At 71.8% G+C, this 21351-nt stretch carries 17 protein-coding genes; 10 read left to right on the top strand and 7 right to left on the bottom strand.

Going from position 1 to position 21351, the window contains the following annotated elements; genetic code table 11:
- The first annotated feature begins 90 nt into the window (after positions 1 to 90).
- On the top strand, positions 91 to 2454 hold the full coding sequence (locus tag LPC04_RS07650; protein ID WP_275681581.1) for a cache domain-containing protein: 2364 nt from the start codon (positions 91 to 93) through the stop codon (positions 2452 to 2454).
- An 18-nt stretch (positions 2455 to 2472) separates the two neighbouring features.
- Here LPC04_RS07650 and LPC04_RS07655 read toward each other — a convergent pair whose 3' ends face one another.
- Positions 2473 to 3399 (bottom strand): aldo/keto reductase, encoded by a 927-nt coding sequence (locus LPC04_RS07655; RefSeq protein WP_275681582.1) that lies wholly within the window; start codon positions 3397 to 3399, stop codon positions 2473 to 2475.
- A gap of 34 nt (positions 3400 to 3433) precedes the next feature.
- Complete coding sequence (locus tag LPC04_RS07660; protein WP_275681939.1) at positions 3434 to 5098, bottom strand: FAD-dependent oxidoreductase; 1665 nt, start codon at positions 5096 to 5098, stop codon at positions 3434 to 3436.
- Positions 5099 to 5314: 216 nt separating this feature from the next.
- Here LPC04_RS07660 and LPC04_RS07665 point away from each other — a divergent pair, with 216 nt between their 5' ends.
- The 8 genes from LPC04_RS07665 to LPC04_RS07700 all read left to right on the top strand — a co-directional run bounded on the left by LPC04_RS07665 (position 5315) and on the right by LPC04_RS07700 (position 15428).
- Complete coding sequence (locus tag LPC04_RS07665; protein WP_275681583.1) at positions 5315 to 7603, top strand: FdhF/YdeP family oxidoreductase; 2289 nt, start codon at positions 5315 to 5317, stop codon at positions 7601 to 7603.
- 141 nt (positions 7604 to 7744) lie between these two features.
- Complete coding sequence (locus tag LPC04_RS07670; RefSeq protein WP_275681584.1) at positions 7745 to 9418, top strand: DUF1800 domain-containing protein; 1674 nt, start codon at positions 7745 to 7747, stop codon at positions 9416 to 9418.
- A 12-nt stretch (positions 9419 to 9430) separates the two neighbouring features.
- Positions 9431 to 10705: a DUF1501 domain-containing protein gene (locus tag LPC04_RS07675; protein ID WP_275681585.1), complete on the top strand. Its 1275-nt coding sequence runs from the start codon at positions 9431 to 9433 to the stop codon at positions 10703 to 10705.
- Positions 10706 to 10904: 199 nt separating this feature from the next.
- The gene (locus LPC04_RS07680; protein WP_275681586.1) at positions 10905 to 12440 is read left to right on the top strand and encodes a methyl-accepting chemotaxis protein; all 1536 of its coding nucleotides are present in this window, start codon (positions 10905 to 10907) and stop codon (positions 12438 to 12440) included.
- A 79-nt stretch (positions 12441 to 12519) separates the two neighbouring features.
- Entirely contained in the window at positions 12520 to 12822 is a 303-nt protein-coding gene (locus LPC04_RS07685) for an antibiotic biosynthesis monooxygenase family protein (RefSeq protein ID WP_275681587.1), read from the top strand.
- The gene (locus LPC04_RS07690; RefSeq protein WP_275681588.1) at positions 12819 to 13385 is read left to right on the top strand and encodes a DUF3592 domain-containing protein; all 567 of its coding nucleotides are present in this window, start codon (positions 12819 to 12821) and stop codon (positions 13383 to 13385) included. The genes LPC04_RS07685 and LPC04_RS07690 overlap by 4 nt, the downstream gene beginning before the upstream one ends.
- Positions 13386 to 13509: 124 nt before the next feature.
- Positions 13510 to 14199 carry a hypothetical protein gene (locus LPC04_RS07695; protein WP_275681589.1) on the top strand — a complete coding sequence of 230 codons (690 nt, stop codon included), beginning with the start codon at positions 13510 to 13512 and terminating at the stop codon, positions 14197 to 14199.
- 23 nt (positions 14200 to 14222) lie between these two features.
- Positions 14223 to 15428: a S1C family serine protease gene (locus LPC04_RS07700; RefSeq protein ID WP_275681590.1), complete on the top strand. Its 1206-nt coding sequence runs from the start codon at positions 14223 to 14225 to the stop codon at positions 15426 to 15428.
- Between the two features lie 12 nt (positions 15429 to 15440).
- On the opposite strand, the gene LPC04_RS07705 is transcribed toward LPC04_RS07700, so the two are convergent.
- From LPC04_RS07705 to LPC04_RS07720, 4 genes are all read right to left on the bottom strand, one after another.
- Entirely contained in the window at positions 15441 to 16601 is a 1161-nt protein-coding gene (locus LPC04_RS07705) for a pirin family protein (protein WP_275681591.1), read from the bottom strand.
- An 82-nt stretch (positions 16602 to 16683) separates the two neighbouring features.
- The gene (locus LPC04_RS07710) at positions 16684 to 17583 is read right to left on the bottom strand and encodes an alpha/beta hydrolase family protein (protein ID WP_275681592.1); all 900 of its coding nucleotides are present in this window, start codon (positions 17581 to 17583) and stop codon (positions 16684 to 16686) included.
- Complete coding sequence (locus tag LPC04_RS07715) at positions 17565 to 18545, bottom strand: dienelactone hydrolase family protein (protein WP_275681593.1); 981 nt, start codon at positions 18543 to 18545, stop codon at positions 17565 to 17567. Before LPC04_RS07715 ends, LPC04_RS07710 begins: the two co-directional genes overlap by 19 nt.
- A gap of 16 nt (positions 18546 to 18561) precedes the next feature.
- Positions 18562 to 19587, bottom strand: coding sequence for a recombination-associated protein RdgC (locus LPC04_RS07720; protein ID WP_275681594.1), 1026 nt, complete (start codon positions 19585 to 19587; stop codon positions 18562 to 18564).
- Positions 19588 to 19739: 152 nt separating this feature from the next.
- On the opposite strand from LPC04_RS07720, the gene hyi reads away from it, so the two are divergent.
- The gene (gene hyi / locus LPC04_RS07725) at positions 19740 to 20603 is read left to right on the top strand and encodes a hydroxypyruvate isomerase (protein ID WP_275681595.1); all 864 of its coding nucleotides are present in this window, start codon (positions 19740 to 19742) and stop codon (positions 20601 to 20603) included.
- On the opposite strand, the gene LPC04_RS07730 is transcribed toward hyi, so the two are convergent.
- The gene (locus tag LPC04_RS07730; protein ID WP_275681596.1) at positions 20531 to 21280 is read right to left on the bottom strand and encodes an SDR family oxidoreductase; all 750 of its coding nucleotides are present in this window, start codon (positions 21278 to 21280) and stop codon (positions 20531 to 20533) included. The genes hyi and LPC04_RS07730 overlap by 73 nt on opposite strands.
- Positions 21281 to 21351: the final 71 nt, after the last annotated feature.

The raw sequence follows: 21351 nt of genomic DNA on the forward strand, positions 1-21351 counted from the left end.
GAACAGCGTCGGACGGGGCGCTAACATGGCCCTCGGTCAACGCTGTCATCCTCGGCGCGCACCCGGCCTCCCGCACCGCATCCCCCATCCATGGCGACGTACAAAGGCATCACCTTCCCCGACCACGTGGCGCCGCTCGCGCGCCACATGCATTCCGTCAACGACCATCGCGAGGCGCTCGCCGCCCTGAGCGGCACCTGGGACACGCTGGCATTGCTGGCGCACCTGTCCAACCTCAAGGCCGACATGAGCGAGGTGCGTGCGAGCTTCGGCGAGCTCACGGGCGAGCTGCTCGTCTGCCTGGCCGAGGAGATGCTCGCGCTGGCCGACGACACGCTGGGCCACCAGGCGCAGATCGCGGTGGAGGTGCTCACGCGCAACCTGTTCGAGCGCACCGCCGACATCGGCTTCCTCGCGACGGACTCGGCCATCGTCGACGCCTGCATCGCCAACGACGCCGCCGCCTTCGCCACGCTGCGCGAGCGCCTGCACGCCTACGCCGCGCGCTACACGGTCTATCGCGACATCGTGCTGCTCGCGCCCGACGGCCAGGTGTTGACGCGCCTGGCCGATGGCTTCGCCGGCCGTTCGTCGTCGCCCATCGTCGGGCGCGCGCTGGGCGGCCAGGGCGGCTACGTCGAGAGCTGCGAATCCACCGACTTCTGCGACGGCGAGCGGGCGTTGACGTACGCCTGGCGTGTCGAGCAAGGCGGGCGCGCGGTCGGCGTGCTGGCGCTGGTGTTCGACCTCGAGCGCGAGGCGCAGATGATCTTCGAGCGGCTCGCGACGAACGACGAGGTGCTCGCGTTCGTCGACGGCAGCGGCCGCGTGATCGTCTCCAACGACGCCGCGCGCCTGCCGCCCGGCCATCGCCTCGGCCTGCGCGACGGCGCCGCCGCGCTGCGGCTGGGCGGCGTCACGCATCTCGCGGCGCAGCGCCACGGGCAGGCCTACCAGGGCTATCCGGGGCCGGGCTGGTCGACGGTGGCGCTCGCGCCGGTGGAGCTCGCGTTCGGCGACGACGCCGAGGCCGCGGTGGCCGTCGACTTCTCCGGCGAGAACGTCTTCTCGCAAAGGCTGCTCGACGTGCCCGTGCGTGCCCGCGAGATCCAGCGCCGCCTCGACCGCATGGTGTGGAACGGCCGCATCCACCAGGCCGCCGAGTCCAACGCCTTCTCCCGTTCGCTGCTGGAGGAGATCGCCTCGACCGGCCGCAAGACCAAGGACGTGTTCGAGCGCGCGTCGTCGGAGCTGCTGACCACCGTGGCGTCCGGCCTGCTGGGCGAGGCCCGCTTCCTGGCCGGCCTGTCGGTGGACGTGCTCGATCGCAACCTCTACGAGCGCGCCAACGACTGCCGCTGGTGGGCGACCTCTCCCGTGCTCGCGACGATGGACGCCGCCGCCGCGCGCAAGACGCTCGCGCACATCAACGGCCTCTACACCGTCTATTCGAACGTGCTGCTGTTCGACACGCAGAGCGTGGTCGTCGCCGCGAGCCGCGACACCAGCGTCGAGGGTCGCCAGCTGACCGGCGCGTGGGTCGCCGACTGCCTCAAGCTGCGCGACCCGATGCGCTATGCCGTCTCGCCGTTCGAGCCCAGCGATCTGTACGGCGGCGAGGGCACGTACGTCTACGCCGCGCCCGTCCTCGTCGACGGCAGCGCCGTCGGCGGTGTCGCGCTCGTGTTCGACAGCACCCCGCAGTTCGCCGCGATGCTGCGCGCCGCGCTGCCGTCGACGGCCGGCTCGATGGCCGCGTTCTGCCGCCGCGACGGCACCATGATCAGCCGCACCGGCGAGTTGCCGGTGACGCTGCCGACGAACGTGCTCTCGCTCGCGCCGGGGCAGCAGTGGTCGGGCGTGCTGGCCGAGGGCGGGCACAGCTTCGTCGTCGGCGCGACCGCGGGCAGCGGCTACCGCGAGTTCAAGACCAGCGACGGCTACGACGAGACCGTCGTCGGCGTCGTCGTGATCCCGTGCGGCCAGGTGGTCGAGCGCCACGTCGCGGCCGCGCCGCAGGTCGCCAACGTGGCGGGCGGCGCCGAGATCGCCACCTTCCTCATCGGCGAGCACCTGCTGGGCGTGCCGGCCAGCGACGTCGTCGAGTGCATCGAGGTGACCGCCGCCGTGCGCGTGTGGCGCGGCGGCTTCGCCCAGCGGCATGTCGGCTTCGTCACCTGGAACGACATGGCGCTGCCGCTGGTGGACATCGCCGCCGACGTCAACGCGGCCGGCGCCCCGCAGCGGCACGCGCTGGTGCTCAAGGCCGGCGCGCAATGGTTCGGCCTGCTCGTGTCCGAGCTGGGGCCGGTGGCCGACATGAAGCTCACCGAGGAGCGCGGCCTCACCGGCAAGGGCGACATCACCAAGCTGATCGCGCAGCTCGCGCGCTCGGGCTCGGTGTTCATCCCGGTGCTGTCGCCGGACGCGATCTTCGGCGGCCCGGCGGGCTGACGCGCGAGCGCGCGCAGGTCAAGCGCGCTGCGAGCCCGCCTTGTCCAACTGGTCGAACTCCGCCTGCGTCAGCTCGATCTCGCCCGCCTTCATGTTCTCCTCCAGGTGCGCCACCCTGGACGTCCCCGGAATCGGGATGATCACCGGGCTGCGCTGCAGCAGCCACGCGACGGCGATCTGGCTGGGCGTCGCGCCGTGGGCCTTGGCGATGGCGTCGAGCGCGGAGCCCTCGCGCGCGTGCTCGCCGGCGGCCAGCGGGAACCACGGGATGAAGCCGATGCCGTGGGCCTCGCAATACTTCAGCACGTCCTCGCTGCCGCGGTCGGCGAAGTTGTAGCGGTTCTGCACGGTCGCGACGGGGAACACCTTGGCGGCCTCCACGATGTCCTCGACCGACACCTCGCTCAGGCCCGCGTGCGCGATCACGCCGTCGTCGAGCAGCAGCTTGACGGCCTCGAACTGCTCGTCGCGCGGCACCTTGGAATCGATCCGGTGCAGCTGCCACAGCGCGATCTGCTCGACGCCCAGGCGCTCGCGGCTCGCGTGGGCCTCGCTGACCAGGTGGCTGGGGTTGCCGTTCTGCGTCCAGATGTCCGGGCCGCTGCGCTCCAGGCCTCCCTTGGTCGCCACCGTCACGTGGCTGTACGGATAGAGCGCTTCGCGGATCAGCTCCTCGGAGACTTCCGGGCCGTACGAGTTGGCGGTGTCGATGAAGTCGACGCCCAGCTCGGGCAGGCGGCGCAGCGTGGCGAGCGCGCCCTCGCGATCGGCCGGCGGCCCCAGATGCCCGGGCCGGTGATGCGCATCGCGCCGAAGCCGAGGCGGTGGATCTCGAGTTCGCCGCCGATGCGGAAGGTCTTGGGGTGCGTGGCCATGGGTCGTCCTGTGCGTTGCGTGAGGAGGGGTCGCTCGGCCCAGTATGGTCAGGACGCGTGACGTTTTCACGCATGGGGTCTTGGCGGAATCTCGCGTTTCCGCGTCAGGCCGCGACCTTGGTGTCGAGCGAGGCCAGGTGCTGGTGGATCAACGCGACCGCCGCCGCGCCGTCGCCGATCGCGCCGCCGACGCGCTTGACCGAGCCCGCCCGCACGTCGCCCACCGCGAAGGCGCCGCGCACGCTGGTCTCGAACGGGTTGGGCACGCGGCCGGCAACCACCTTGCCGTCGGGGCCCGTCACGGCGTCGGTGCCGGTCAGCACGAAGCCGTGCTTGTCCACGGCCACGCCGCAGCCCTCGAGCCAGCGCGTCTCCGGATCGGCGCCGACGAACAGGAACACGTTGCGCAGCTCGCGCTCGTGCACCTCGCCGTCGCGGCCGCCCTGGCGCCACTTCACGCGGCTCAGGCCGGACGGCAGCTGGCCCTCGAGTTCGACCAGCTCGGTGTGGGTCCACAGCTGGATGTTGGGCGCGGCCTCGATGCGGTCGATCAGGTAGCGCGACATGCTCGCCGCCAGGCCGGGCCCGCGGATCATCATGTGCACCTTGGCCGCGTGCGCCGACAGGAACACCGCCGCCTGGCCGGCCGAGTTGCCGCCGCCCACCAGCACCACCTCGCAGCCCGCGCACATCTTGGCCTCCAGGCCCGAGGCCCAGTACCAGACGCCGTGGCCCTCGAACTCCTCGATGCGCCCCAGCGCCGGCCGCCGGTAGCGCGCGCCGCTCGCGCAGACGAGGCTGCGGCTGCGCAGGCGGCGGCCGTCGGCGAGATGGATCGCGAAGAGGCCTTCGCTCTCGGCCTTCGAGCAGTCGAGCCGCACGACTTCCGCCGGGATGATCACCTTGGCGCCGAACTTCTGCGCCTGGATGAACGCGCGGCCCGCCAGCGCCTGGCCGGAGATGCCGGTCGGAAAGCCGAGGTAGTTCTCGATGCGCGCGCTCGCGCCGGCCTGGCCGCCGAACGCGCGGCAGTCCAGCACCGCGACGTGCAGGCCCTCGGACGCCGCATAGACCGCCGTCGACAGCCCCGCCGGCCCGGCGCCCACGATCAGCACGTCGAAGATGCCGTCGCAGACGCGGTCGTCGATCATGCCCAGCGCGGTGGCCAGCTGCGTCTCGCTCGGGTCGAGCAGCACGGTGCCGTTGGGCGTGACGGCCACCGCCTCGGCCGCGGCGGCGCCATACTGCACCAGCAGCTGCGCGGCCACCGGATCCTCCGACGCGGTGACCACGTGATGCGGCTGCCCGTTGCGCTGCAGGAAGTTCTGCAGCCGCAGCACCGAGGCCGAGCCGGCGGCGCCGATGATCGTCGCGCCGCTCGCGCCGGCCTGGATCAGCGAGACGCGGCGCAGGATCAGCGCGCGCATGATGCGCTCGCCGAGATCGGCCTCCGCGATGATCAGCGCGCGCAGCTGGTCGGGCACCACGAGGATGCCCTCGACCGGGCCGACGCACTGCGCGTCCACCAGCGCCGAGCCGCCGAACAGCGTGCCGGCCTCGGCCAGGAACTCGCCCGGGTCGTACTCGTGGTACGGCACGCTGCGGCCGAGGCCGTCGCGCTGCGTCACGCTCACGTGGCCCTTCGTCAGCAGGAACAGGCCGCGCGACTTCATGCCCGCGCGGATCAGGAAGCTGCCGTCCTCGCCGCGATGCGGTTCGCCGAAGCGGCGCACGCGCTCGACGTCCGCGCCGCTGAGGACGGGGAACATCTGGTAGGCGCGGTTCGGGTCGGGCTGCTGGCCCGGCGCGGGTGCGGTGGTGGTCGGCGGGTTGTCCACGGGACGGCTCCAGGCATCTCGGCGCGCGTCCGTCGCGCGCCAGCATCGACTGTCGCACGACTGCGAATGTCTTGCATCTCCCTGAACGATGCCGGGGCACACGCCTTGCCGCTCGACCGTGACGCCGACTCAACGAGATTCCCCGCCATGGCCCAGGACGAAGACATCCGCATCGAACCGTTCACGCACGCCGCGGGCGGCTGGACGTCCATCAAGGAAGTGGCGCACGCGCTGGGCGAGGCGCACATCCGGCTCGACGGCACGCGCATCCTGCTCAAGCAGAACAAGCCGGACGGCTTCCAGTGCGTCAGCTGCTCGTGGGCCAAGCCGGCCGAGCCGCACGCCGCGGAGTTCTGCGAGCACGGCGCCAAGGCGACGGCCTGGGAGTTGACGACGGACCGCTGCACGCCCGAGTTCTTCGCGCAGCACACGCTGACCGAGCTCGAAGGCTGGACGGACCTCGCGCTCGAATCCACCGGCCGCCTCACCGCGCCGATGCGCTGGGACGCGGCCACCGACAAGTACGTCGAGGTCTCGTGGCAGGAGGCCTTCGCGGACATCGGCCAGCGGCTGAAGGCGCTCGAGCCGAAGGAGGCGGTGTTTTACGCCTCGGGGCGCGCGTCGCTGGAGACCTCGTACATGTATGCACTGATGGCACGCCTGTACGGCAACAACAACCTGCCCGACAGCTCCAACATGTGCCACGAGAGCACTTCGACCGGCCTGCCGCAAAGCATCGGCGTGCCGGTGGGCACGGTGCAGCTGGAGGACTTCCCGCTGTGCGACTGCATCTTCATCATGGGCCACAACATCGGCACCAACGCGCCGCGCATGCTGCACGACCTGCAGCAGGCGCGCGAGCGCGGCGTGCCCATCATCGTCTTCAATCCGCTGAAGGAGCCGGGGCTGGTGCGCTTCGCCAACCCGCAGTCGCCGGTGCAGATGCTCACGCCGGCCGACACGCGGATGAACACGCAATACCACCAGCTCAAGGCCGGCGGCGACCTCGGCGCGCTGACCGGGCTGTGCAAGGCGTTGGTGGCGATGGACGACGCGGCGCGCGAGAGCGGCGACGACGCCATCATCGACCACGACTTCATCGCGCAGCACACGCACGGCTTCGAGGCCTTCTGCCTGCACCTGCGCCAGGTCGAGTGGCCGGCAATCGAGGAGGCCAGCGGTCTCGCGCGCGCCGCGATCGAATCGGCGGCCGAGGTGATCGGCCGCGCCAGGCGCGTGATCGGCATCTACGGCATGGGCCTGACGCAGCACAAGACCGGCGTCGCCAACGTGCAGATGGTGGCCAACGTGCTGCTGCTGGGCGGCCACATCGGCGTGCCGGGCGCGGGCATCCTGCCGGTGCGCGGGCACTCCAACGTGCAGGGCCAGCGCACGGTGGGCATCACCGAGAAGCCGGAGATGGTGCCGGCCGACAAGCTCAAGGCGCAGTTCGGCTTCGACATCCCGAAGGACAAGGGCCTGACGACCGTCGAGACCTGCCGGGGCCTCGCGGCCGGCACGGTCAAGGCCATCGTCAGCCTGGGCGGCAACCTGCTGCGCGCGGTGCCGGACGGCCCGCGTGTCGAGGACGGCTGGCGCAAGGCGAAGCTGTCGGTGCAGGTCGCGACGAAGCTCAATCGCAGCCACGTCGTCCACGCCGAGGCGGCCTACCTGCTGCCGTGCCTGGGCCGCATCGAGATCGACCGCCAGGGCGGCATCGAACAGGCCGTCTCGATGGAGGATTCGACCGGCTGCATGCACGGCTCGCGCGGCGCCGCGGAGCCGGCGAGCGACAAGCTGCTGTCGGAGCCCGCGATCGTCGCGGGCATCGCCAAGGCCACGCTGGCCGCGAACAAGGTGCCGTGGGACGAATGGGTGGCGGACTATGCCAAGGTGCGCCAGGCCATCGAGCAGACCTATCCCGAGATCTTCCACGACTTCGAGCAGCGCATGTGGCAACCCGGCGGCTTCCATCGGCCGCTGCCCGCGTGCCATCGCGAATGGAAGACGCCCAGCGGCAAGGCCAACTTCATCTGCCCGCCGTCGCTGGACGAGGACGACGACATGACGGCCCGCGGCCCCGACGTCATCCGCCTGACGACGCTGCGCAGCTTCGACCAGTTCAACACCACCGTCTACGGCAATCACGACCGCTTCCGCGGCATCCACGGCACGCGCCACGTGCTGATGATGAACGACGAGGACATCACGCGCCTCGGCTTCGCCGATGGCCAGATCGTGCGCGCGACGACCGCGTCGACCGACGGCGTGCCGCGCGAGGTCGGCGGCCTGCGGATCGTGCGCTACGACATCCCGCGCGGCTGCGCGGCCGGCTACTTCCCCGAGCTCAATCCGCTGGTGCCGCTGTGGCACCACGCGGTCGGCAGCCAGGTGCCGGCGTACAAGTCGATCCCGATCCGGCTGAGCCGGATGTGAGGGTTATCGCTGACGCGCGCAACAGCGCACGTTCAGCTTGGGTGCGCGGCGACTCGACTTTGCCTTCCAGCAACGGTTTCGGTGTCAACAACGACATGCGGCTGCCGTTGAATAGGCAAGCCCATTCCTGCCTGCCTCGCGATGACCTTGCCGACCGTCCCTCCAATCACGCGCCGCGGCGCGCTCGCCGCCGCCGTCGCCGCGCTGGCCTGGCGTCCCGCGTTCGCGGTGGCGGACGCCGACACCAGCCAGGCCGACGCGCTGCACGTGCTCAATCGCCTCGCCTTCGGTCCGGCGCCGGGCGACCTCGAGCGCGTCGCGCGCACGGGCGTGCCCGCGTGGATTGCCGAGCAGTTGCAACCGGAGCGTCTCGCCCTGCCCGCGTTCCTCGCCGACCAGCTCGCGGGGCTGCGCACGCCCGGCAAGACGCAGCGCGAGCTGGTCGCACAGTACCGCGAGATGGCCAAGGAGGCGAAGCAGGCCAGGCAGGCCGAGACCGCATCGCCGGACGGCAAGAAACCGCCCACCGAGGAAGGCGCCGAGCGCCGCCGCCAGGTCGCGGCCATCTATGTCGAGGCCGGCGACGAGCGGCTGCTGCAGGCCTTGAACAGCCCGCGCCAGCTGCAGGAGGTGCTGGTCGACTTCTGGTTCAACCACTTCAACGTGTTCCAGGGCAAGGGCCTGGATCGCGTGCTGGTCGAGAGCTACGAGCGCGAGGCGATCCGCCCCAACGTGCTCGGGCGCTTCCGCACGATGGTGGGCGCGACGGCCAAGCATCCGGCGATGCTGTTCTATCTGGACAACTGGCTGTCGGTCGCGCCCGGCTTCCAGGCGCGCCGCGGCGGCAACAAGCAGGCGAGCGGCCTCAACGAGAACTACGCCCGCGAGCTGATGGAGCTGCACACGCTGGGCGTGGACGGCGGCTACACGCAGCAGGACGTCACCGAGCTCGCGCGCATCCTCACCGGCTGGACGATGGCGCCGGAGAAGCCGCGCCGCGGGCGCTTCGTGATGGACGGCGGCCCCGTCCATGCGCGCGGCCACCAGGGCGACTCGCTCTTCGCGTTCGATCCCGCGCGCCACGACAACGGCAGCAAGACCTGGCTGGGCCACGCCATCGCGCCCGGCGGCCAGATGGAAGGCGAGTTCGCGCTCGACGTGCTGGCACGCCATCCGTCCACCGCGAAGCACGTCGCGTTCAAGCTCGCGCGGCGCTTCGTCGCGGACGAGCCGTCGCCCGCGCTCGTCGATCGGCTCTCGCGACGTTTCCTCGACACCGACGGCGACCTGCGCGCCGTGATGCAGGCGCTCGTCGACAGTCCCGAGTTCCGCGATCCGCGGCCGGTCAAGTTCAAGTCGCCGTACCAGTACGTGATGTCCTCGGTGCGCGCCACCGGCATCGCCACGACCAACGTGAAGCCGCTGATGGCGGTGCTCGCGCAGCTGGGCCAGCCGCTGTATGGCTGCCAGACGCCGGACGGCTTCCACGACACCGAGGCCGACTGGCTCAACCCGAACGCGATCACGCAGCGCGTGAACTTCGCCACCGCGCTGGCCTCGGGCAAGCTGCCGCTGCAACGCGTCGACGACCCGAACGCCCCCGCGCAACCCCTGAAGGCGATGGAACGCCAGACCGACAAGGCGATGGCGCGCGACGAGGCGGCCGAAGGCTCGACGCCGCCGGTCGACGCGACCACGCTGCTCGCGACGCTGGGCCCGGCCATCTCGGACAAGACCCGCGCCGCCGTTGCCGGTTCGCCGCCCGCGCTGCGCGCCGCGCTGGTTCTCGGCAGCCCCGATTTCATGCGCCGCTGAAGGAGACTCGCCATGCAACGCCGACAACTTCTCCAGGCCGCCTCGGCCGCCGGTCTCGCGTGGACGGCGGTCGGCCGCACCGCGTTCGCCGCCCCGGCCACGCAGGCCGGCCAGCAACTCCCGGGCAACAAGCGGCTGATCGTCGTGTTCCTGCGCGGCGCGGTCGACGGCCTCAGCGTGGTGGTGCCGTACGGCGAGGGCGCGTACTACGACGCACGCTCGTCGATCGCGCTGGCGCATCCGGGCCAGGATGGCGGCGTGCTCGACCTCGACGGCCACTTCGGCCTCAATCCGAATCTCGCGCCGCTGATGCCGCTGTGGCAGTCGGGCAAGCTCGCGTTCGTGCAGGCCTCGGGCTCGCCGGATCCGACGCGCTCGCACTTCGACGCGCAGGACTACATGGAATCCGGCACGCCGGGCCGCAAGGGCACGCCCGACGGCTGGCTCAACCGGCTGCTCGGTGCCGAGCCGCCCGTCGTCGTCGCGCCCGGCGCGCGCGCGGGCGTCACGCGCGGGATCAGCGTCGGCGCCACGATGCCGCGCATCTGGGCCGGGCCGAATCCGGTGGCCAACATCGCCAACGGGTCGCGCGCCACCAAGCCGACGCAGCTCGATCGGCCGCAGGTCAGCAAGGCCTTCGATTCGTTGTACTCGGGCGACGACGCGATGTCGAAGGCGTATCGCGAATCGCAGCAGTCGCGCGCCGAGGTCAACGAGGCGATGCTGCCCGCCGAGATGGATCGCGAGCAGATGGTGGCCAACGGCGGCGCGCCGCTGCCCAACGGCTTCCCCGACGACGCGTCCCGGCTCGCCCAGCTGATGCGGCGCGACCCCAACGTGCAGATCGCCTTCCTCGCGCTCGGCGGCTGGGACACCCACGTCAACCAGGGCGGCGCCAAGGGCCAGCTCGCCAACCGGCTGCAGCCGCTGGGCCAGGGCCTGGCCGAACTCGCGACGCGCCTGGGCCCGACCTTCGACGACACGACGATCCTCGTCATCTCGGAATTCGGCCGCACCGTGCGCCAGAACGGCACCGGCGGCACCGACCACGGCCACGGCAACGTGATATGGGCGCTCGGCGGCAACGTCGCGGGCGGCAAGGTGCACGGCCGCTGGCCGGGCATAGACGCGTCGTCGCTCCACGAGGGCCGCGACCTCGCGGTCACCACCGATTTCCGCCAGGTGCTCGCGGGCGTCTGCGCGCACAACCTCGGGCTGCCGGACAACAAGCTGGCCGCGGTGTTCCCGGGCTTCGACGGCGCGCCGCTGAACCTCTCGCGGGCCTGAAGCGCACGTCGCGGCGCCAGCGTGAAATGCACCGCGAAGAGGCGTTTCTTCGCGGCACCGGCATCGGCCGTTCGCGTCGATCATGCGATCAGCACGCAGGCGAGCACGCCGCGGGCGACGTCCGCCCTGCGCGGACTCGACGGCCGCCCCCGCAAGCGCGGGTGCCCGGGCCGTCGCATGCCGACCACGGAGCTCCCTGATGAAACTGCGCCACCGCATCCTCGCCATCGTCGCCTCCGCCCTCGCGGGCGTCGTCCTGATCAGCCTCGTCGGGCTGCAGGCCTTGCGCCAGAACATGCGCGAGGGCCGCGAGGAACAGATCATCAAGATCGCGCAGTTGTGCCTCGGCGTGATGGAGCACTACCACCAGCTCGAGGCCAGCGGCGCGCTGACCCGCGAGCAGGCCCAGGCCAAGGCCATCGAGGCCATCTCGGGGCTGCGCCACGGCGACGACTACGTGTTCGTGCGCACCACGGACAACCGCATGCTGGTGCACGCCGATCCCAAGCGCGTCGGCCAGATCGACAAGGGCTCGCCGACCGCGGACGGCCGCCTGACCTCCGAGGTCTACGTGCAGGAACTGGCCAAGTCAGACCGCGTCTTCATCGATTCCTTCGTTGCGCGCCCCGGCGATCCCTCGCACGTGCCGGTGGCCAAGCTGCTGGGCGCGATGCGATTCGCGCCGTGGGACTGGGTGGTGGGCAGCGGCGTGTTCATCGACGACCTCGACGCGGCCTTCCGCAGCTACGCGCTGCGCTTCCTGGCGATCGGCGGCGTCGTGTTCGCCGTCCTTGCCATGCTGGGCACGCTGCTGGCGCGCTCGATCCAGCGCCAGCTGGGCGGCGATCCGCAATACGCGGCCGAGGTGGTCAACCGCATCGCAGCCGGCGACCTGGGCCAGACGGTGCAGGTCGACGGCCCGGACGCAAGCCTGCTCGCCTCGATGCAGCGCATGCAGGAGGGCCTGCGCGGCATCGTCCGCCGCGTGCGCGAGGGTTCGGAATCCATCCAGCAGGCGACCGCCGAAGTGGCCAACGGCAACCTCGACCTGTCCAACCGCACCGAGCAGGCCGCCGCCAGCCTCGAGCAGACCTCCGCCTCGATGCAGCAGTTGGCCGAGACGGTGCGCCACAGCGCCGGCGCCGCGCAGCAGGCCAAGCAGATGGCGCTGAGCGCCTCCGAGGTCGCCCGCGAGGGGGGCAGTGTCGTCACGCAGGTGGTGGCGACGATGGAGGAGATCAGCCAGTCCTCGCGCAGGATCAACGAGATCATCGGCGTCATCGATGGCATCGCCTTCCAGACCAACATACTCGCGCTCAACGCCGCCGTCGAGGCGGCGCGCGCCGGCGAGCACGGGCGCGGCTTCGCGGTCGTTGCGGGCGAGGTGCGCACGCTGGCCCAGCGCAGCGCGACGGCCGCGCGCGAGATCGCCGGGCTGATCGGCAACTCCACCGCCAGCGTGGACGGCGGCTCGGTGCTGGTGCAGCGCGCGGGCGCGACGATGCACGAGATCGTGTCGGCCGTGCAGGGCGTCTCCGACATCATCGCGGAGATCTCCGCAGCGACGACGCAGCAGAACGCCAGCATCGCCGAGGTCGGCACCGCAATCGTCCACATGGACCAGATGACGCAGCAGAATGCCGCGCTGGTCGAGGAAGGCGCGGCCGCCGCGGCCAGCCTGAAGGACCAGGCCCTCAGCCTCAACAACGCGATCGGCGAATTCCGGCTGGCGTGAACGCGAGGCCGCGCCGCGCCTGGGGACATGGCGGCGGCCCGACAATCGCGGCTCCCTTCCAACATCGCGAGCCGTCCCCATGATCCTCGAACACGCCGACATCACGATCGCCCCAGGCAGGAACGCCGAGTTCGAGGAGGCGATCCGGCGCGGCATCGCCACCGTCATCGCCAAGGCCGAGGGCTTTCGCGACGCCCAGGTGCATCGCGGCATCGAGTCGCCCGAGCGCTACCTGCTGACCATCCATTGGGACACGCTGGAGAACCACACCGTCGACTTCCGCGGTGGCCCGCTGTTCCCGCAATGGCGCGAGATCGTCGGGCCGTTCTTCGCGAAGCCGCCGGTGGTGGAACATTTCGAGTTGGCCACGCAACATCCTTGAATCCGTCGCCTCCTGCGCATCCAGCCCGCGCGGCCGGGCCGCTGGCCGGCCTCGCGATGGGCCTCATCGTGCTCGTCATCATCGGCGTGACCGTGATGCTGTGCTGGAGGCCGGCGCACGACATCCAGGACGAGATCCTCGGGCAGGACTGGATCGTCGTCCCGGCGCGCATCGCCGAGGCCCGTGTCGACTTCACGCACACGCCGGCCATCGGCAAGCGTTCGGCCTGGAACGGCTGGTGCGCGAGCTGGAAGTACGCCTACGAGTGGCATGGCGCGCACCACTGGGCGGTCGTCGGCGACGACACGCCGAGCACGCTGGCGCCGGGTTGCTTCACGTACCAGGCGGGCGCGCAACAGGCCTTGGCGCGCCACCCGCCCGGCACGACGCTGGCGGTGCGCGTGGACCCATCGGCGCCCTGGCATTCGACGACGCAGCCCGCGGGCGTGCGCGGCGGCGACATCGCGGCCCTGGTCTTCGGGCTGATCCCGGCGCTCATCTTTGTCGGGGGCTGCGTCGCCGGCCTGCGCGCGCGCCAGGGCGCCCCATCCCGGCGTCGCTGAAGCCAAGCTGTCGAACCGGCCAGGCGTCAGAAATTCACCGTTTGGTGTCGCGTGGGGGCGGACCCGCGGCGAACGACGGCTGCAGCATGCTCAAATCGCGCCGTCCCCGCGCCGGCTCCATCGAATGTCCGACCTGCCCATCTTCCTCGCGCGCTGCCGCGTCGTCGCGCCCGTCCTGCTGCTTGCCGCCTGCGCCCAGCATCCGGCGCGGGCGCCCGCGCCGACGCCCGTGCAGGTGCCGGCGTACGCCGCCCCCGGGCCCGCGGTCGCCGCCGCATTCCTGGTGATGAGCCACGACCTGCAGCCGGACGACTGGTACCACGTCGACCTCTTCGCCAACGCCGAGCGCTGCGCCGGCCGCTCGCGCGTGGGCAGCGGCGGCCACGCGGTCGACCCGGTGCCGACCCGGCTCGCGGCCGGCCGCTGGCAGACCTTCGAGACCTGGGTGCACGAGCCCCGCGGCTACTGCGCGGTGCGACTCTCGTTCGCCCCCGCGGCCGGGCGCACGTATGCCGTGACGACGAAGAGCAACCCCGACGGCTCCTGCACGGCGATGCTGCGCGACGTGACCGACCCCGACGCCGTGCGCATCGAGCCCTCGCTGAGGCAGCGCGAGGCCGGCAACCAGGCCTGCAAGACGCTGGCGACGAGCGCGCCTCTGATGGTCCGCGCCGGGCAGCGCCAGCCCGAGCAGGCGATCGACCTGCCGATCGAGACGGTCGAACGCGAGCCCGGCATGGCCCGGCCCCAGCTCCTGCCGGAGCCGGCACCCACGGTCACGGCCGACGACCTCAAGGGATTGACCGCACGATGAGCCTCCGGCCGCCACGCCGCGCGATGCGCACAACGACACCCCGCCTCGCGCACGCCGCCGTGCTGCTCGCCTGCGCCGGCCTCGCGACGGGCGCGCGCGCGCTGACGCCGGCCGAATTCTTCGCCAGGGTCTCGCCCAGCGTCTGGCTGGTGCAGACCTACGAGAAGAGCGGCGCCTACATCGCGCAGGGCAGCGCGGTCGTCATCGCGCCCGACACGCTGATCACCAACTGCCACGTGCTGAGCAAGGCCAAGAGCTTCGACGTGATCCACGACAACCTGGCCTACGTCGGCCATCTCGACAAGTGGGATCCGGCGCGCGACATCTGCCAGATCACGACCGCGGCGCACCTGAACGCGCCCGCCGTGCCGCTGGCCGACACCTCGCAGCTGGTGGTCGGCCAGCCGGTCTATGCGCTGGGCAATCCGAAGGGGCTCGACCTCACGCTCAGCAACGGCCTGCTGTCCGCGCTGCGGCGCGACGAGATGCGCCGCCTGACGTCGATCCAGACCAACGCGCCGATCTCGCACGGCAGCAGCGGCGGCGGGCTGTTCGATGCCGATGGCCGCCTGATAGGCATCACCACCTTCAACGTGGACGACGGCCAGAACCTGAACTTCGCGCTGCCGGTCGACTTCATCCGCGAGCTTCCGGCACGCCACCTGGCCTTGCTGCAGGGACGGCCCATGCCGGTGTCGCCCGTGCCGCCGCCGTCCCGATCCACGCCGACCGGGGTGCCGACGAGGCCGACCCCGGTGCCGGTCGATCCCGTGCCGGCCGACACCTTGCCGATCCCGTCAGCGGGCGCGGCGCCGCCCGTGGCGACCCCGCCGCGTCCGCTGGTGCCGCCGCCGATCCCCACGCCCGAACCGCCGCCGCCCGCACCCGCGCGCGTGGCCCCGCGAACGGTGCCTGCACCGGCGCCGGCGATCGTCGCGACCGCCCTGCCGCCCGGCACGCCGCGCATCCCCTTCCTCAACGACGCGCGGCAGGCCGAGTTCCGCAGGTACGTCGGCACCGAGCCTTCTCCGAAGGTGTGCGTGATCTCGGACAACGGGCATTGGGCCTGCGCGCACGGCAACACCGCGCCGAACCGCTTCTCGTCGTCGGACCCGAAGGTGCGCGCGTTGAAGCGCTGCGCCGAACTGGCCGGCAAGGCCTGCTTCGTCTACCAGGTCGACGACCGCATCGTCTACCAGCCGCCGCCGTCGCAGGACGCCGAGCCCTGAGCGGCGCGGGCGCTACTGCATGCCGCGCGCGCTGTTCTCGTCGAGCACCACGCTGGACGCCACGACCTCGCCGTCGTCCGCCGCGGCCACGTCGCCCGGCACGACGTTGGGCATCAGCGCGCGCGCCTCGCGCGAAGTGGCCAGCGTCTCCACGCGGCCATCCGCGTGGCGCGCGAAGCGCACGCGCTCGGGGCCGTGCACCGGCGCGTGGTCGGGCCAGGGCCAGCCGCCGAACTCGGTGCGGCGATAGTCGTCGAAGGCCTGGCGCAGCTCGGCCTCGGTGTTCATCACGAACGGCCCGTACTGCGCCACCGGCTCGCCGATCGGGCGGCCCTGCAGCAGCAGGCACTCGGCGACGTCCACGCCGGTGTTGACCAGTTCGACGGCGCTGGCCGCGCGCAGTTCGATCGCCGCGTGCTCGGCGATCGCCTGCCCCGCGACGCTCACGCTCGCGCCGGCGAAGAAGTAGAGCCTGCGACGTGCCGCGGCGTTGACAGCCGCCGGCAGCGTCCAGCGCGCACCGGGGTCCATGCGCAGCGTCCAGATCGCGAGGTCGGCCTCGGGCTGCGAGGCCCACGAATCGGGCGGCGGCGGCAGGGGCTCGGCGATCTCGGCGGCCTGCGCGAGACGGCCGGCGATGACCGCGACCTCGGTGACCGCGCCGTCGCCGCTGTCGAACAAGCGGTGTGGGATGTCCTCGGCCCACAGCATCGTGAAGTGCGGCTCGCACATCTTGTTGCGCGCCGGCAGGTTGAGCCAGATCTGGAACAGCTCGAGCGGGTTGGGCTTGTCGGCGTCGAGCAGCGGGAACATCTCCGAGTGCACGATGCCCTTGCCGGCCGTCAGCCACTGCACGTCGCCGCCGCCGAAGCGCGCCGCGGCACCGAGCGAATCGGAATGGTCGGTGAGGCCCTGGCGCACGATGGTCACCGTCTCGAAGCCGCGATGCGGATGCGACGGAAAGCCCGGCACGGTCTCGCCGTGGTACATGCTCCAGCCGTCCTTGCGGCCGAAGTCCTGCCCGATGTTGCGACCCGCGAGCGAAGCCGCGGGGCCGAACGCGCCATTGCCCTTCGGGTAGGCGTCGTCGTGATGGACGCAGAACAGGAACGGATCGGCCGTCTCCCACGGGAAGCCGAGGGACTGGATCTGCAGGATGGCGTTGTCGGGCATGGCGGTCTCGCGAGGTGGCCGGGCCAGTCTAGCGATTCGGCGAAACCGGCTGCGCCGTCGGGGCATGCGCCGCGCCCACGCGTCAGTGCGGATGCGGGAACGGCAGCCTGGCGATGAAGGCATCGACGGCCGGTGCCCACAACGAGGCGTCGTGGCGCGAGAGCCCGTGGCCGTCGCCGTCCGGCACCGCCGGCGCGTGCACGAAGGTCGTGCGGCTGCCACCCCGCGCGAACGCCGCGTGCGAGGCGACCGGAACGTCCGGGCCCCAGTACTGGTCGTTCATCGCGTAGATCCACAGGCTGGGCGCGGTGGTCGTCTTCGCGTACGCCGCAACCATCGCCTCGATCTGGCCGGGGTCGCACGAGACGCCGGGGCTGAGCTCGGGATTGCCTCCCGATCCACCCGCGAAGTTGACATAGCCGACGACACCCGGCAGCGGTTGCGCCGCCGCGGCGACCGTGGCCAGGCCGCCCACCGACTGGCCCACCAGCAGCACGTCCTTCGCATCCGCCCAGGGCTGCTGGCCGATCCACTGCAGCGCGGCCTGGATGCTCAGCACCGCGGCGTCGGCCGTCCTGCGGTAGTCGGGCGTGCCGGTGCAGCGTCCGTGGGCGTCGTGGTGCACGCCGCTCAGCTCGACGTCGCCGCCAGTGCTGTCGCCATAGCCCGGGCGCACCGGCGACACCACCGCCACGCCCTTGCCCAGCCAGTACTTCAGCTGCGAACGGCTGATGCCCAGCGCCAGCTTCTTGCGCCCGCTTTCGCCGGACGGCCGGCCGTGCGAGAACAGCACCACCGGGAATGGCCCCTTGCCGGGCGGCACGAACCAGGTCGTGCCCATCTGCGCGACCTCGCCCGACGCCTCGCGCACGGCGATCGTCACCTCGTGGCCGCCGGCCTCGCGCGCCGTGCGCGACACGGCACCGGCCGCGAACGGGAGCGCCGCCAGCGCCGCAAGGACGATCAACGAGGCGCGGCGCATGGCGCGCTCCCGATGGACAGGCAAGCGTCGCCGGCGTCGAGCTGGAGCACGGGCCGAGGCAGCGTCGCCGCGTTCCACGGGCCGCCCAGGCGCGCGAGGAATTCGTCCACCGCCGGCGCCCACAACGCGGGCGCGTGGCGGGACAGGCCGTGCCCGTCGCCGTCGGGCAGCGCCGGCGTCTGCACGAAAGCGGCCGGACTGCCGCCGCGCGCGAAGGCCGCGTGCCAGGCGCGCGGCACGGACGCGCCCCAGAACTGGTCGTTGAGCGCATAGACCCACAGGCTGGGCACGGTCGTCGAGCGGCCGTAGTCCGCGAAGAGGCTCTCCAGTTGCTCGGGTGCGCAACTCGCTCCGGGCGCGCGCTCGGAGTTGCCGCCCGCGCCACCGGCGAAGTTGACGACGCCGACGACGCCGGGCGGCGAGTACGCGCCGGCCGCCACCGAGACCAGGCCGCCCACCGACTGGCCGACCAGCACCACCTGGCCGGCGTCGGCCCAGGGCTGGCCCTGCAGCCAGCGCAGCGTCGCGTCGACGGCGCGCAACGCGGCCACGGTCGACCGGCCGAAGTCCGCCTGGCCGACGCAGCGTCCCGCGTCGTCGACACGCACGCCCGTGCCCTCGAGATCGCCGCCCGAGCTGGCGCCGTAGCCCGGGCGCACCGGCGCCACCACGGCCACGCCGCGCGCCAGCCAGAACACGAGCTGCGCACGGCTGACACCCACGGCCAGGCTCGCGCGGTTGGCGGCCGACAGGTCGCGGCCGTGCGAGAACAGCACCACCGGAAACGGCCCCGGCCCGGGCGGCAGGAACCACGTGACCTGCATGCGCTCGACTTCGCCCGAGGCCTCGCGCACCGGAATCACCGCGCTGCGGCCGGCGTCCGCCCATGCGGGCAGCGCGTGCGCACGCGCGCCGCCCGCCACGCAGGCGAGCGCGAGCAGCAGGCAGGCAGCGACACGCATGGCGGGACGTCGCGCGTCAGAACGGCGCCGACGCGTCCTCGGTGTTGGCCGGCGCGTACGGCGACGCCGTCGTGCCCATCGCGGCCGTCTGGCCGGTGAGCGCGGCGATCACCTTGTCGGTGGTGGAGGTGCCGGCCTCGCCCAGCTTGAGCGGGCCGCCGAGCGCCTCGACGAGGTCGGGGATCAGCTTGCCCAGCTCGCCGGTGGTGATCGCGACGTCGGCGTCGAAGCCGTTGTCGCCCTTGCCCGAGGCCTCCTTGCCTTCGAGCACGACGTCGAGCAGCTTGATCTTCTTGATCGCGAAGTTCTCGGTGAGCACGAAGGACACGCGGCTGTCCCACGTCAGCGCGAGCTGCGTCGGCAGCTTGCCCTGCCTGATGTGCTCGCCGACCTCGTCGATGTCGAGCGTGTGGCGTGCGTAGCGCACCAGCGACTTCTCCGAGTCGGGCTGCTTCAGCTCGCACTCGCGGTCGATCGTGAAGCCGGCCGGCGCCTCCTTGGCCGACAGCCACTCGGCCATCGCCGCCGCGGCGGACATCTGCGTCTGCACCAGGTCGAGCCGGATGCCGCCGGACAGCAGCTCGGTCAGCAGCGTGACGATCTTGTCGGCCTTCTTGGCGCTGCCCGCGCCGATCATCACGAGCTTCGCCTCGAGGTCGATCCAGACCGGCGTCGTGCCGCGTTTGGGGAAGGCGCGCGGCAGCAGCTCGTGCACGATCTCTTCCTTCAGCTCCTTGGCGTGCTTGCCCTTGGGACGGCGGCCGGTCTCCTGCTCGATCTTGTCCAGGCGCGCCTCCAGCTGCGTCTTGACGGCGCCGCCGGGCACGGCCTTGGTCTCGGTGCACAGCTTGAGGATCCACTGGCCAGCGACGTTCTCGACCAGCGGCCCGTGCTTCTCGCCGCGCGGCTCGACCCAGCCCGAGGACTCCTGCTGCGCCGCGCCGCACTCGACGAAGCGCGCCGCGTCCAGGCGCGCCTCCAGTTCGGCCATGGCCGGCTGTTCCCATTGATCGATGCGGTAGACGATGGCGTTCTTGAACATGTGCGCGGCCGGGAAAAGAGAGAGGCGAAGGGGCGCGATTCTAGGCGAGCTGTATTTCTGTCCAGCCATGGTCGCGTTGCCGCCGCGCCGAATGCGGCAAAACCGCACGCGCGGCGGCCGGCGGCCGGCGGCCGGCGGCGAGAATGACGCCCATGCTCCGCTTCGCCGCCAATGTCTCGATGCTGTTCGCCGAGGCGCCCTTCCTCGATCGCTTCGCGCTCGCGGCGCGCGCGGGCTTCGCCGCCGTCGAATGCCAGTTCCCGTACGAGGTGCCGGCCGCGGAGATCCGCGCGAGGCTCGACGACCACGGGCTCGCGATGGTGCTGCACAACCTGCCCGCGGGCGACTGGACCGCCGGCGAGCGCGGGCTGGCCTGCCTGCCGGATCGCGTCGCCGAGTTCCGCGCGGGCGTCTCGCGCGCGATCGCCCATGCGCACGCGCTGGGCGTCGGGCAGGTGAACTGCCTCGCGGGCATCGCGCCGCCCGGCGCCGACGTCGACGCGCTGCGCCGCACGCTGGTCGACAACCTGCGCTTCACGGCACGCGCGTTCGCGGCCGAAGGCCTGAAGCTGCTGGTCGAGCCGATCAACACCTTCGACATCCCCGGCTTCTTCGTGAACCGAACCGCGCAATGCGTCGCCTTGCTGGACGATGTCGGCGAGCCGAACGTGTTCGTGCAGTACGACGCGTACCACATGCAGCGCATGGAGGGCGAGCTCGCGGGCACGCTCGCGCGACACCTGCCGCGCATCGCGCACGTGCAGGTCGCGGACAACCCCGGCCGCCACGAACCGGGCACCGGCGAGATCCGCTTCGAGTTCCTGTTCGCCGAACTGGAGCGCCTGGGCTACGACGGCTGGATCGGCTGCGAGTACAGGCCGGCGGGGCGCACCGACGCCGGCCTCGGCTGGCTGCCGGCGGGGGCGCTGCGCCCCCGCTGGCGTCAAGCCGCGAAGCCGCCGTCGATCAGCAGGTCGGCGCCCGTGACGAAGGCCGCTTCCGGGCCGGCCAGGTAGGCCACCATGCCGGCGATCTCGTCGGCCTTGGCGTGGCGCTTGATGGCCATCAGGTCGTGCAGCGCGGCGCCGAAGTCGCCGGCTTCCGGGTTCATGTCCGTGTCGACCGGGCCCGGCGCCACGTTGTTGACCGTGATGCCGCGCGGGCCGAGATCGCGCGCCAGGCCCTTGACCAGGCCGACCAGCGCCGACTTGCTCATCGCGTAGACCCCGCCGCCCGCGAACGGCATGCGCTGCGCATTGGTGCTGCCGATGTTGATGATGCGGCCGCCCTCCTTCATGTGGCGCGCGGCGGCCTGCGTGGCGACGAAGACGGAGCGGATGTTGACCGCGACGGTCTGGTCGAAGTCCTTCAACGTGAACTGGTCGAGCGGCGCGACGGCGAGCACGCCGGCGCTGTTGACGAGGATGTCGAGCCGCCCGAAGCGCTCGGCGACGCCGTCGATCGCGTTGGTCAGCGCGGTCGCGTCGGTGGCGTCGGCCTTGACGGCGACCGCTTGGCCGCCGCTGGCCTTGATCTCCTCGACCAGCGCCTCGGCCGCGATGGCCGAGGACGCGTAGCCGATGGCGACCGTCGCGCCGTCGCGCGCCAGCCGGCGTGCCGTGGCGGCGCCGATGCCGCGCGATCCGCCGTGGATGAAGGCGACCTTGCCGGCGAGGAGGGAAGTGGTGCTCATGATGTGCTCCTGGTTGGGTGGTTGATGGACTCAAGTGTGGTCATCGGTGCCCGTCTGCGGTAGTCACAAAT

The sequence above is a fragment of the Scleromatobacter humisilvae genome, from assembly GCF_023231945.1.
Taxonomy (GTDB): domain Bacteria; phylum Pseudomonadota; class Gammaproteobacteria; order Burkholderiales; family Burkholderiaceae_C; genus Scleromatobacter; species Scleromatobacter humisilvae.

Bases quoted from the DNA above. Each gene is read 5' to 3' on its own strand.
- LPC04_RS07650 (WP_275681581.1), top strand. From the start codon at position 91: ATGGCGACGTACAAAGGCATCACCTTCCCCGACCACGTGGCGCCGCTC.
- LPC04_RS07660 (WP_275681939.1), bottom strand. From the start codon at position 5,098: ATGTTCCCCGTCCTCAGCGGCGCGGACGTCGAGCGCGTGCGCCGCTTC.
- LPC04_RS07665 (WP_275681583.1), top strand. From the start codon at position 5,315: ATGGCCCAGGACGAAGACATCCGCATCGAACCGTTCACGCACGCCGCG.
- LPC04_RS07670 (WP_275681584.1), top strand. From the start codon at position 7,745: ATGACCTTGCCGACCGTCCCTCCAATCACGCGCCGCGGCGCGCTCGCC.
- LPC04_RS07675 (WP_275681585.1), top strand. From the start codon at position 9,431: ATGCAACGCCGACAACTTCTCCAGGCCGCCTCGGCCGCCGGTCTCGCG.
- LPC04_RS07680 (WP_275681586.1), top strand. From the start codon at position 10,905: ATGAAACTGCGCCACCGCATCCTCGCCATCGTCGCCTCCGCCCTCGCG.
- LPC04_RS07685 (WP_275681587.1), top strand. From the start codon at position 12,520: ATGATCCTCGAACACGCCGACATCACGATCGCCCCAGGCAGGAACGCC.
- LPC04_RS07695 (WP_275681589.1), top strand. From the start codon at position 13,510: ATGTCCGACCTGCCCATCTTCCTCGCGCGCTGCCGCGTCGTCGCGCCC.
- LPC04_RS07700 (WP_275681590.1), top strand. From the start codon at position 14,223: ATGCGCACAACGACACCCCGCCTCGCGCACGCCGCCGTGCTGCTCGCC.
- LPC04_RS07705 (WP_275681591.1), bottom strand. From the start codon at position 16,601: ATGCCCGACAACGCCATCCTGCAGATCCAGTCCCTCGGCTTCCCGTGG.
- LPC04_RS07710 (WP_275681592.1), bottom strand. From the start codon at position 17,583: ATGCGCCGCGCCTCGTTGATCGTCCTTGCGGCGCTGGCGGCGCTCCCG.
- LPC04_RS07715 (WP_275681593.1), bottom strand. From the start codon at position 18,545: ATGCGTGTCGCTGCCTGCCTGCTGCTCGCGCTCGCCTGCGTGGCGGGC.
- LPC04_RS07720 (WP_275681594.1), bottom strand. From the start codon at position 19,587: ATGTTCAAGAACGCCATCGTCTACCGCATCGATCAATGGGAACAGCCG.
- hyi (WP_275681595.1), top strand. From the start codon at position 19,740: ATGCTCCGCTTCGCCGCCAATGTCTCGATGCTGTTCGCCGAGGCGCCC.
- LPC04_RS07730 (WP_275681596.1), bottom strand. From the start codon at position 21,280: ATGAGCACCACTTCCCTCCTCGCCGGCAAGGTCGCCTTCATCCACGGC.